General features: G+C 38.9%; 12 protein-coding genes. 3 read left to right on the top strand and 9 right to left on the bottom strand.

The window, feature by feature from the left end; all coding sequences use genetic code 11:
• Positions 1-16: 16 nt before the first annotated feature.
• Positions 17-346, bottom strand: coding sequence for a HesB/IscA family protein (locus tag P162_RS06395; RefSeq protein ID WP_031426424.1), 330 nt, complete (start codon positions 344-346; stop codon positions 17-19).
• A gap of 223 nt (positions 347-569) precedes the next feature.
• On the opposite strand from P162_RS06395, the gene thiL reads away from it, so the two are divergent.
• A complete protein-coding gene (gene thiL, locus P162_RS06400) occupies positions 570-1,631 on the top strand; it encodes a thiamine-phosphate kinase (protein ID WP_031426425.1) in 1,062 nt (353 codons plus the stop codon).
• A gap of 519 nt (positions 1,632-2,150) precedes the next feature.
• On the opposite strand, the gene P162_RS06410 is transcribed toward thiL, so the two are convergent.
• Both P162_RS06410 and P162_RS06415 read right to left on the bottom strand, forming a co-directional pair.
• Positions 2,151-2,390: a hypothetical protein gene (locus tag P162_RS06410; protein ID WP_035916908.1), complete on the bottom strand. Its 240-nt coding sequence runs from the start codon at positions 2,388-2,390 to the stop codon at positions 2,151-2,153.
• A gap of 272 nt (positions 2,391-2,662) precedes the next feature.
• Entirely contained in the window at positions 2,663-3,442 is a 780-nt protein-coding gene (locus P162_RS06415; protein WP_031426427.1) for an alpha/beta fold hydrolase, read from the bottom strand.
• Between the two features lie 37 nt (positions 3,443-3,479).
• Here P162_RS06415 and brnQ point away from each other — a divergent pair, with 37 nt between their 5' ends.
• Positions 3,480-4,793 (top strand): branched-chain amino acid transport system II carrier protein, encoded by a 1,314-nt coding sequence (brnQ, locus tag P162_RS06420; protein ID WP_035916910.1) that lies wholly within the window; start codon positions 3,480-3,482, stop codon positions 4,791-4,793.
• 59 nt (positions 4,794-4,852) lie between these two features.
• Positions 4,853-5,458, top strand: a complete 606-nt coding sequence (locus P162_RS06425) for a DUF2652 domain-containing protein (RefSeq protein WP_031426429.1) — start codon at positions 4,853-4,855, stop codon at positions 5,456-5,458.
• A 72-nt stretch (positions 5,459-5,530) separates the two neighbouring features.
• Here the strand turns inward: P162_RS06425 and serS are convergent, their stop codons facing one another.
• The 6 genes from serS to P162_RS06455 all read right to left on the bottom strand — a co-directional run bounded on the left by serS (position 5,531) and on the right by P162_RS06455 (position 12,164).
• Positions 5,531-6,808, bottom strand: a complete 1,278-nt coding sequence (gene serS / locus P162_RS06430; RefSeq protein ID WP_031426430.1) for a serine--tRNA ligase — start codon at positions 6,806-6,808, stop codon at positions 5,531-5,533.
• A gap of 94 nt (positions 6,809-6,902) precedes the next feature.
• Positions 6,903-8,411, bottom strand: coding sequence for a tetratricopeptide repeat protein (locus P162_RS06435; protein ID WP_031426432.1), 1,509 nt, complete (start codon positions 8,409-8,411; stop codon positions 6,903-6,905).
• Between the two features lie 56 nt (positions 8,412-8,467).
• Positions 8,468-9,793 (bottom strand): HTTM domain-containing protein, encoded by a 1,326-nt coding sequence (locus P162_RS06440; RefSeq protein ID WP_031426433.1) that lies wholly within the window; start codon positions 9,791-9,793, stop codon positions 8,468-8,470.
• The gene (locus tag P162_RS06445; RefSeq protein WP_031426434.1) at positions 9,783-10,721 is read right to left on the bottom strand and encodes a bifunctional riboflavin kinase/FAD synthetase; all 939 of its coding nucleotides are present in this window, start codon (positions 10,719-10,721) and stop codon (positions 9,783-9,785) included. Before P162_RS06445 ends, P162_RS06440 begins: the two co-directional genes overlap by 11 nt.
• A gap of 1 nt (position 10,722) precedes the next feature.
• The gene (pth, locus tag P162_RS06450; RefSeq protein WP_031426435.1) at positions 10,723-11,355 is read right to left on the bottom strand and encodes an aminoacyl-tRNA hydrolase; all 633 of its coding nucleotides are present in this window, start codon (positions 11,353-11,355) and stop codon (positions 10,723-10,725) included.
• A 152-nt stretch (positions 11,356-11,507) separates the two neighbouring features.
• On the bottom strand, positions 11,508-12,164 hold the full coding sequence (locus P162_RS06455) for a 50S ribosomal protein L25/general stress protein Ctc (RefSeq protein WP_031426436.1): 657 nt from the start codon (positions 12,162-12,164) through the stop codon (positions 11,508-11,510).
• Between the last annotated feature and the right edge of the window lie 49 nt (positions 12,165-12,213).

The following is a 12,213-nucleotide window of genomic DNA, read 5'->3' on the forward strand; positions in this document are numbered from 1 at the left end:
TATTTGTCAATTTTTTTTACAGGGAAAAGCTCTCTCCGCAGCCGCAGGTACGCTGCGCATTGGGATTGTTGAAAACAAAACCTTTCCCGTTAAGACCACCGCTATATTCTAACGTTGTCCCTATAAGGTATAAAAAACTCTTTTTGTCAACGATCAACTTGATCGCGTTATCAACAAAAAGCTTATCCTCTTCGTGCGCGGTTTTATCAAACTTCAACTCGTAGGACAAACCGGAACACCCACCACTCTTTACACCTACCCGCACATAATCCTGTACGGCATCATAACCCTCCTCACTCATGAGGTTTGCTATCTTCTTTTTAGCATCTTCGCTTACTTTAATCATAATGGTTTGATATTATGTACAAATATACCACTAAAGTAGGGTTTTACCATAGAACCTTACAGCAAACTCCCAGTGGCTTTGTTGATTATAGGATAGGAGAATTCAATGACATTCCCTAAAGAAATGATTATGAATTCTTCGTTTTCATTAAAATAGGGGAAATGCCTAAAATAAGCGCAATTTCTAACTAATTCCCATTAAATTTGCCGGCAAACAAATACCTATGTTTCAAGATAAAGAACCTTCACGAACTTCCCTGAGCGATCTGGGGGAATTTGGACTTATTGACCACCTAACACAGCATTTTTCGATTGCACAGGAAAGTACGCTCAAGGGTATAGGCGATGATGCCGCGATTCTGGATTTTAAGGATAATAAAGTTGTCCTTACAACTGATTTGTTAGTGGAAGGCGTTCATTTTGACCTCAGTTTTATGCCGCTCAAGCATTTAGGCTATAAAGCGGTCATGGTCAACCTTTCTGATGTGTACGCCATGAATGCCGAAGCAACACAGATCACCGTTTCCATTGCGGTATCTAATAGGTTTCCACTTGAGGCGTTAGAGGAACTTTATGCCGGTATTTTACTTGCAGCAAAAGCCTATAATGTTGATCTGGTGGGTGGCGATACCACTTCAAGTTCAAAAGGGCTTTTGATAAGTGTAACGGCGCTGGGCACCGCTAAAGAAGAAAAAATTGTAAAACGGGATGGGGCAAAGCCTATGGACCTGCTTGTTGTTACCGGAGATCTTGGTGCTGCTTATATGGGTTTGCAGGTATTAAATCGCGAAAAAGAGGTTTTTAAGGTGAATCCCAATTCCCAGCCAGATCTTGAACCTTATACATACCTGGTAGAAAGGCAGCTAAAACCCGAAGCGCGAAAGGATGTGGTAAAATTACTTAATGATCTGGAACTTCAACCCACTTCCATGATAGATATAAGCGACGGACTCTCTTCGGAAATTTTGCATCTGTGCAAAAATTCTAAAGTAGGTTGCAAATTATATGAAGATAAAATCCCCCTAGATCCTCAGATGATCAATGTCTGTGAGGAATTTAAGATTGACAGTACCACGGTTGCACTCAATGGCGGGGAAGACTACGAATTATTATTTACAATCTCCCAGCAGGATTACGAGAAATTAAAAGCCAATCCCAATTTTACCGTTATAGGCCACATGACCGAAGAACATGAGGGCATGCATTTGATTACACGTGGCAACGCACAAATCCCAATTATCGCACGCGGCTGGAACGCCCTTAACGAAGATGAAGCGGAAGATTAAGCCGTTTTTGGTCTGCGCCTTAAATAAAATTGTTCCATAACCTCATTTACCCGTTTTAATTTAGGGGTAAGTGGTGTGAGGTATCCGTTTTTATCTTCAGTGTATTGACATTTGCAGGCATTACAAATATATTCTCGCTGATGGGTTTCATATTCTTTGCTTAAGGAAATGTTGTGGCCTACGAACCGGCAGCGTAATCGGCTTAACTGCTCAGCAATTTTGCGACTTCGTTTTTGCATAGTAAAAGTTTGATAATTAGGTTCTTGAATATAATAAATTATCTGAAGGAAACCAGAAAATTCACCTACTATTTTATCAAAAAATCCAACTTGCTAAAAACTATTATTTAGACTTCAGCTATATTAACAAAAAAATGCACCCGGCGCCAGCGCAACATGTGCCGTAACGCTGAGGAACAATATAATTTTCGATAAAATAACTAGGAAAATATCAAAAAGACTGCAATATTTTTCTTATTAAAATAAAACGCTCCGGAAGATCCAATCTTTAGGAAAGCGTTTAAGACATTCTCATTTTCCTGTAATAGATCTTTTCTAAGGCAATATTGATGCGATGTAGTTTTGGTGTGAGAAAACCCGGCTTTCCGCTATCAGTATCGGTAAATTGATTTTTGCACCATTTGCAACAATATTCATTTTGACCATGCTTGTAGTTTTTGACCACTTCTAACTGATGACCTAAAAAACTGCAACTTAGTTTTTTCTTCCTTTCAACGATTTGGGATTGTTGTAAGCTCATAATATGTAATTTAGAAAATAAACTTACGATGAATCAGCTTAAGTAACATATTTAATCGTTGAAATACATTATTTTGGTAATTTTTAGATAAATTAAGGTTAATTTGAAGCCTATTTTATCAATTTTCTTCGGAATTTAACATTCTACAACCCCAAAATAATTTCAGAAAACAGGTAAAATGGGCTCTTTTTAGATCATAAAATGACTTTTATTTCACGAAATAAAACCTATTCTTCAACTGTGAATGCGTATAAAATTCTTGAAAAGAAAACTTATCCCAATTCCAGAAAATTGCTTATTGCTTTAAAAACCTCAATTTCATTTTCCAGGAATAGAGCATGACCTCCAGATTTAATAGAGATTTCAGGAATCTCATCTTTAAAACTGTCTCTAGTCGCTTCGGCATCAATTATAGGATCTTCCTTCCCAAGCACCATGGCTTTTTTGAAATTCGCCATTTTCCAGAAGGTTGAAAGATCCTCCCTGGTCATCATTGCTTGCTGCGCGCTGATGTATCCCTCAAGAGGTGTTTTTAAGGCTTCGGCTTTGAGGCTTTCAATTTCTTTTTTAAATTTCTTCTGGCTCCCTTCGGCAAACATATTGGCCACAGACATTTTTACGATGGCCTTATAATTTTTTTTGGCCATCTTTATACCATGCTTTCTATTGGCTATCCGTTCTTCTGTATCCTCTACAGGGGTTGAATTGAGCAATAAAATTCCGTTTGTTTTTTCAGGGAAAGCCTTAGCAAAAGCGAGTGCGACGTAACCACCCATGGAATGGCCTATAATATCAATTTTTTCTGTATTCTCTTTTATGAGGATTGCAAATATCACTTCAGCCATGGCTTTTATGCTTGCAGGTTCTTTGAGCACCTCGCTCTGCCCGTGGCCCGGTAAATCTATACATACGACTTTACGGGTATTCTGTAACTTTTTTGACAAAGCGTTCCAGATCGTATGGTTTTCTATAAAACCATGCAGCAGAACACAGACCGGTCCCGTTCCGGCAACGGTATAAAATTGTCTCGACCCATTATAGTCTAATGTCATAATTACCTTATCTTTCCCCACGAAAGTACGACTTACCATGAGATCTACAAACCAGACGCTTGTAACCGCTTTTGCACTTTTTTCGCTGTTTTTTGGTGCGGGAAACCTGATTCTGCCTCCATTTTTGGGATTTAGTGCAGGCACTGGTTGGTCGCTGGTTACTTTAGGCTTTGCAGTATCTGCCGTGCTTATACCCATTCTGGGCATTATTGCACATGCCCGGTTACAGGGCACCATGTTGGATTTTGGCAACAAGGTGCATCCTGTTTTCAGTATTATATATTGCGTTTTGATTTATGCGGTCGCGATTTCCCTACCTGCGCCACGTACGGCAGCAGTAACTTATGAAATGAGCATAGCGCCCTATTTTAGTGTGAGTCCGCTGATTTTTAGCGCGCTCTATTTTGGGTTGGTATTCCTATTCGCCATAAACAGGACACGGCTACTGGATATCATAGGTAAATACCTCACACCTTTATTGATTATGATCCTGATCATGATTATAGGTATAGGCATATTTAGTGGCGGAGAACCCAACCTTGCGAATACTCTAGAACAACCCTTTTCAGAAGGTTTTCTTGAAGGTTATCAAACCTTTGACGCCATTGCCGCTATGGTCGTAGGGGCGGTGGTCATCGTTTCCTTAAACCTCAATCAAAATGGGGATTACTCCCATAAGAGAAAGGTCATTATGCGTGGGGCATTACTTGCAGGAATGGCGCTTGTACTCATTTACACGGGACTTATATATGTAGGGGCATTGTATATCCCAGCACAACCCACAGACTCCCGCACGGAGCTGCTTTCTTTTATAAGTTATGACACATTGGGGTCTGGCGGGCGTATTTTACTGGCAACTTCTGTAGGTATCGCCTGCTTTACCACTGCCACAGGAGCGGTTACGGGAACGGCAGATTTTATTCAGGGTCTTTTTAAAGGATCAAAGAAAGCATACTTTATAACCTTATTTTTCGCATGTGCGCTAGGCGTACTTATAGGACAGTTCAACACAGATTTTATAATAGCCATTGCCGTGCCTGCGCTTTTCTTTGTATATCCAATTACCATTATTCTTATCTTGCTCAATGTTATGCCCAGAAAATGGATCTCGCATTGGGTTTTTAAGGCAGTGGTTTTAGTTACGCTCCTTTTTAGCCTTCCCGATTTTTTACACAGTCTCAACAGGACCAGTTTAGATATGGTACGCAACACGATTCCCCTGGGTAACTGGGGACTGGGGTGGACGCTTCCGGCAGCGATAACATTTATAGCGGTGAACATTCTACTGTATTTCTTCGGAAAGGGTGAAGACAATAAACCATCAGAAATAACAGAAAATCAGTCGAAATAATCAATAAATTGGGCGTTTTTACACATTTTTAGAAGATTTACCGAATAAAATATTTACTTATGAAAACATCTCCCACGCTTTTGTGCATCCCAGATATAAGCGGTTTTACCCAGTTTATGCGTGAAGCCAATTTTAAACTGACCTCTCAGGTGATCCCGGCACTTCTCAATGAGATTATCTATGCAAATGAACTCGACTTGAAAGTATCTGAAATTGAGGGCGACGCGGTTCTTTTCTATAAAAGCGGTGATTTGCCCAGGTTTAAAGAACTTATAGATCAGTGCCGTAACTTTTATGTTGATTTTTACGAGCGCTTAGAACTTCTGAAGGAAAAATATAACGAAAATAAAGACTCAGACAGCATGCCTGAAATCCTGGGCTTAAAAATAATCTTACATTATGGTGAAGAGATAGGGATGGTGCCCATAGGAACGCATATCAAACTTATGGGTGAGGACGTCATTACCGCGCACCGTTTGCTTAAAAACAATCTGGATATAAGCGAATATATATTGATCACAGACGCATTACTGAGTCAATATTCCGAAGAGGAGATATCCATAAACTGCGACTGGTGCACTTTAAAGAAAAATAAAATTGAAGTGGAACATCTGGGAACCGTAAAATATCATTACATAGATCTAAAACCGCTTTCAGAAAAATAAGGGATTTAAAAACCCCTTATTTATGCTCTAAAACCACCATAAATAGGTTTAAAACATAAGAAAATAGCTTTCTTAATTTAATTCTATCTTATCAAAACCACAATACGGCACTAACACTTCTGGTATTTTTATGTGATCTTCGGCCTGATAATTCTCAAGGATTCCCGCTAAAACACGTGGTAGTGCGAGTGAACTACCATTCAACGTGTGTGCCAACTGTTTATTCCCTTCTTTGTCTCTTATACGCAGCTTTAACCGGTTTGCCTGAAAGGTTTTAAAGTTGGAAACAGAACTGATTTCCAGCCAGCGGTCCTGCGCGGTTGAAAACACTTCAAAATCATAGGTCAAACTAGCTGTAAAGCCCAGGTCACCACCGCAAAGCCTAAGAATTCTATAGGGAAGCTGGAGTTCATCAAGAATCCCCTTCACATGTTCTACCATTCCATCCAGGGCGGCATCGCTGTTTTCTGGCTTTTCTATACGTACGATCTCCACTTTCTCAAACTGGTGCAAACGGTTTAGACCGCGCACATGCGCACCATAAGAACCCGCTTCCCTGCGGAAACATGGCGTATAGGCAGTACAGGCAATGGGAAGATTCTTTTCGTCAAGCAGTTCATCCCGAAACATATTTGTGACCGGCACTTCTGAAGTAGGGATAAGGTAAAGATCATCATTTGTTACATGGTACATCTGCCCTTCTTTATCTGGAAGCTGCCCGGTACCAAAACCAGAAGCTTCGTTGACCATTAACGGAACCTGATATTCGGTATAGCCCGCGTCAATATTTTTATCAAGGAAATAGGTGATCAGGGCACGTTGCAGACGCGCTCCCTTACCTTTATAGACCGGAAAACCGGCGCCGGTAATTTTGTTGCCCAACTCAAAATCGATGATATCGTATTTTTTTGCCAACTCCCAGTGCGGCAGTGCGCCTTCGGCCAATACGGGAACGTCCCCTTTTCTAAAAACCTCTTCATTATCATCTTCACTTGTTCCTGCAGGAACGCTTTCCTGGGGCACATTGGGAATGGTGTACAAAAGGGTTTCCAGTTCTGCGATCGTTTTATTTAGCGTTTCCTGAAGATTTTTAGAATCTTCTTTCAGTTTACCGGTGCGTTCTTTAAGGATAGTTGCTTTTTTAGCCTCCCCATTTTTGTACATCGTACCGATCTCTTTCGAAAGTTTGTTGCTCTCTGCGAGGGTATTGTCTAACTGGGTCTGCGTATTACGGCGCTTTTCATCTGCCGAAAGTACTTTATCAAATACTTCAGTGGCATTAAAATTCCTTTTCTTAAGTGCTTGAATGTAAGCTTCTTTATTTTCCTGAATATCGGCAACGTGTAACATGATGTTTTGATCCTAAGTTGAACGGCCAAAAGTAAGGAATTCTAACGGATTCAACTACCATCAGACACTTTACAAATAACAATTAGAAATTATTTTAATTGTTATTTGAAATTATATTATTAGCAATATTTATCCAATGTTTTAAACTTGGATCAACCTCAATGTATGGTGTGTATAGCAAAATTGCCTTTTGCGCATATTCCTTTGCCTCATCAAACTTCTTTAGATCATCATAAAGAAACATGGCGTAAGATATGTATCCATCTGCAAGTTTTATACTGCTAAAACCAGGTGCTTTTTCAGCTATTTTTTTTCGTAAAACTAATACTTCCTTATATGTTCTTTCTGATTCCTCATACTTACCCATATATCTAAGAATATTCGCCAAATTACCCAAAGATTGACCAAATTGAAATTCAATATTGTCATCTTCGTAAATTTTGAGTTCTAAATAAACCTTTTTAGCCTTCCTCGAATAATTTAAAGCTTGCTTCAAATTATGACTTTTGTTCAAATTAAACTGATTAACTTCTTTCTGCGACACATTAGAGTATGTTAATGCTTGTAATCTTAGACGTTCTTTTTCATTATTTATTTTTGGTAAAACATTCAAAGCCTTTAAAAAGAATGAGTCAGCCTTATCAAATGCGTTCTTATTGACATGGTACAATCCTAAACTGTTCAAAACATTAGCATAGTCTATAAATAACCCACTTTTAAAGTGATTTATACCTTTTAAGAGCTTCTCAGCTTTAATCAAATTAGAATAACCCTTCTCGCTTTGATTAAGTCCACTATATAGGGCATAAATTTTTTGATGGGCTTTCGCCATCTGAAAATCATATTGGCGGTAGAATTGCTCATTCAAACTTTCAAATAAATGTAATTCCTTAGAATAATAAAAAACTGCAGACTCTAGATTATTTTCTCTCTTAGCAATTACTCCCAAATTGCCATAAATACGTCCTAACTCAAAAGCATAAACTCTATTTTTCAGTAACTCATTATTATTTGAAAAAATTTCTAATGCATCTAATGAATTTTTTTTACTTTCATCTAGTTTCAAAATCCTCAATAAAATTTCACCTTTAAAAGAATAAGCCATGACTCTTTTTTTGGGGTCATTGGAATCCTCTAACAGCTTATTAAAATATAATAATGAGCTATTGTAATCATCGGAAATAAAATAACTCAACGCTGCTCTCAGAAGATCATCTTTGCGTGATTCATTTTCTTTAAGCAGATTATTTAATTCTCCTTGTTTTAAATTAAATTTCTCAGTTAGATAAGCCTCAGCATCTTGATAATTTTCTTGTTCATTAAAAAGAGATTTTTCTTGAGCTAGTTGTAGAAGAAATTCTATATTTTTTTCATTATTCAATATTTTATAATCCTGGGTCAATTCTCGCTGTTCTTGAGAATATTTTTCTATCTTATTTTGTTTTTCTTTGATAAGATCATAACTAAACTTACAGATCAGCAAAATAAAAGGTAGAAGAATAAAGAGTATTAAATTAATCCAAGATTTAATTCCAATACAATACCTCCAAATCCCAATAATCATGGGGATAATTAGTATTAAATAGTATAGGATATTTTTCATTGAGAAAAATTAGAATACTAAAATAGTCAATTCTTTTATAATTGAACTTTTTTACGCTAATCGGCAGGATTCAATTGCGATGGCATTATCCACTCATTATGCCAAAAATAATCCCATTCCGCAGCAGCCATATCTACTTTGGGATCTATAAAAGTTTCATAATCGTGATCATTCACGCGCACCTTGCAATCAATGTAAATTGCAATATCCCTTCCTTCCTTAGCGTACTTTTCTTTTAGATATTGACAAAACTGCCAGATCATATCTGGTTTTGTTGCCACGGCGCGTTGCTGTTTTTTGGAAAGGAAATCCTTTCGGTCTATGGTGATGGGCTCTTTTGTGGCTTTATCGATCACGTTAAACGTAATTCTTCCAGCTTTTGCCCGCAACATCATACGCCAACTTAAACGATGTCCTTCTTCCGTCCACAATACATCATCTTTAATGAACAAATGACGAAGAGGCAAACCTATCTGAAAAATGAAATAGACGATAAATACTGTTTCAAAAAGCTGTCGGTTTTTAGGTAAAATCACCTCATTTTCGGTATAAATCGGCTTTTTCGGCAGAAAAATGCGCCGTATCGTTTCCGCCGGAAAAAAGAATAGCGTAAATGCCAGCGACATATACGGGAAAATACCGATTTGAAATACAATGGAATTGAACAAATGAAAAAATATGGAAAAGGCGAATGCTACTTTTCGTGTTGGTTTCCACAACAATGCGGGGATTATTAGCGCATCAAATAGAATTCCCACATAAGCAATCACATGATGCGTCCATTCCTGTTGCAGCACATCACCCACAAGCCAATAATGACTGCGTGCCTTCATGAGCAGCCCCGGCAGGGAACCGTCTAGCCAGTCAGGGTAAATTTTTGCAATAGCGCCAAAAGTGTAGACGATCCATAACTGGGCGATGATCACAACATAAACCCACTGCGGCATAGTGCTCTGTTTAAGTGCTGGCTCCCGTCTTACATCTAGTGATAAATAACGGTTGGCCGGCATACAGGCTAAAATGCACAACAAAAGTAATAATAAATAATAATGATTATTGTAGGATGATTTTTGCATAAAATACACCCCAGCCCACATTACTGCGTAACCCAAAATGCTTAAACGGTAGCGATAACCCAGCATCACAAATATACCCAGCAGTCCCATGATACCATAATAATAGTACATCCCGTGACCGGGCAGTGGCTGTAGAAAGTCTAAACCTATAAAATGGAAATTGAAATTGCTCTCTAAAAGTGTACGGTCAATCCATCCGGTAGCAATTGCACCCCAGGCCTCAATGGTAATCAGCAGCCCGAAAATAATCCTAAAAAGGACAAGGGCAGAATTGTCAACGCGCGTATAGAGCCACTTATTCAGCATTCATTTTTGCGATATAATTTCTAGAAAACTGTTCATCTGCCTCCATCGCGGCAATGAGTTCCTCAATACCACTAAAGTTTTTTTCATCCCTGATCCTGCAGAGCATCTGTATCTCAAGTTTTTTGTCGTACAAATCCCTGTCCAGATCAAAAAAATAGGTTTCAACGGTAAGATCGCTTCCCCCTACCGTAGGGTTTGTGCCTATGCTCATCATCCCATATTCTTGCTTGCCGTCTATTTCACACTGAACTACGTATACCCCTTTCTTTGGAATAATTTTGTAGGATTCTTCAATCTTTAGATTAGCGGTAGGGTAATTCATTTTACGGCCCAGACCTTTTCCCCGGGAAACGATTCCGGTAAGGGAAAAAGGATGCCCCAAATAAATATTGGCTTTCTCTACATCTCCCAGAAGGAGCGCCTTTCTTATTTTTGTAGAACTTATGGAAACATCATCAATGTCCTGTTTTGATATTTCCTCGACTTCAAAGCCATATTCCTCTCCATAGCGTTTGAGATCCTCTATGTTCGCATTTCGATTACGGCCAAAGTGGTGATCGTAACCTATGATCACTTTCTTTGCATGAAGCTGGTCCATTAAAATATCCTTTACATAAGCTTCTGCCGAAAGACGCGAAAATTCAAGGGTAAAAGGGTGGATAATAAGATGGTCAAGACCCGTTTTTTCAAGCAGGTTTTTACGCTCTTCAATGGTGTTTATCAATTGTATATCCGCATTTTTCTGAACAACCATACGCGGATGCGGAAAAAATGTCAACACCACAGATTCAAAATTATTGCTTTTTGCACTGGCCAATAAGCGCTGAACGATCTTGCGATGCCCCATGTGTACGCCATCAAAAGTGCCTATGGTAACAACAGTAGAACGCGTGCCGTCAAATTCTTGTGCAGAGGTGTGGGTTTTCAAATTACTTACCGTTATATGTGTTCATGGTTTTTGCAATACCATCAGATATAAAGCTGAAAATTGCCTTACTGGAGATATCCAGACGCTCTGGCATGTCTTTTTGTTCTTCTTTATCCCATTCGCCCAGTACATAATCTATCTGCTTACCTTTACTGAACCGATCTCCTATTCCAAAACGAAATCGCTTGTAACCATGGGTCATCAACTGATCCTGAATATCCTTTAGACCATTATGGCCGCCGTCACTACCTTTGGTCTTGATTCTTATAGTACCAAAGTCAAGGTTGAGATCGTCTGTAACGACTAATAGATTCTCCAGTCCTATTTTTTCTTTTTGCATCCAGAAACGCACCGCCTTTCCGCTCAGGTTCATATAGGTATTAGGTTTCAGCAGAATTACCGGTCTGCCCTTTATTTTTGTAGTTGCAATATCTCCCAGTTTATCAGTAGACCATTTGATTTCCTGATCCTGTGCAAAAGCATCTAATATCTTGAAGCCAATGTTGTGTCGGGTTTCGGCATATTTAGGCCCTATATTGCCCAGTCCTACGATCAGAAATTTTTTCATGGATGCTTCGGTTCTGTTAGCCTCTGTACCCTTCCCGTTAAAAAGCTTACTGAAATAGGCTAACATATATTTTAAAATGTACAATTAAGCAGCAAATTTAAGGTTTTGCGTCAGAAAATTACCTCAGCAGGTCCATTTTTGGCTATTGGGCATAAAAAAACACCCGTTCACTAAATGAACGGGTGTTTCTGATTGCTTTAAAGTGTACCTTAAAAGGTCTACTCTTTGCTTTCTTCTCCTCCTTCAGCACCTTCTGCTGCTCCTTCTTCGCCTTCAGCACCTTCTGCTCCTTCTTCACCTTCTTCCTCCTCATCTTCGAGGTCTTCAATGATATTACGAGAAGTACGTACCTGACAAACCACTGTATTGTCTGGGTGAAGGTATTTCCATTCACCTTTTTCAATTTCGGTAATGTAAAGCTTATCGCCTATTTTAAGTGGAGATATATCTGCCACTACAAAATCAGGAAGATTTTTAGGCAATGCTTTTACGCGCAGTGTACGATACGTTTTGCGCAATACACCACCATTACGAACACCTCTGGAATTACCCTCATAGTGAACGGGAATGGTCATGGTCACCTCTTTACCTTCAAAGATCTGGTAAAAATCGATGTGCAGAATACGATCTGTCACCGGGTGGAACTGTATATCCTGAAGGATAGCCATAAAGGTCTCCCCTCCTAGTTCTAACGTTGCGGTGTGCGCATCTGGAGTGTAAACCAATTCTTTAAACGCTAATTCTGGCGCGTTAAAATGCACTGGTTCATCCCCTCCGTAAAGTACGCAAGGAACCTCTCCAGCATTACGTAGGGCCTTAGTCGCCTTTTTGCCCACGCTTTCTCTTTTAGATCCTGTGATCGTGATTGACTTCATTCTGAATTATTAAATTAATTACTACTACTTATTATTGTTATTAATATTT

This window comes from Flavimarina sp. Hel_I_48 (assembly GCF_000733945.1).
In the GTDB taxonomy this organism is placed as follows: domain Bacteria; phylum Bacteroidota; class Bacteroidia; order Flavobacteriales; family Flavobacteriaceae; genus Leeuwenhoekiella.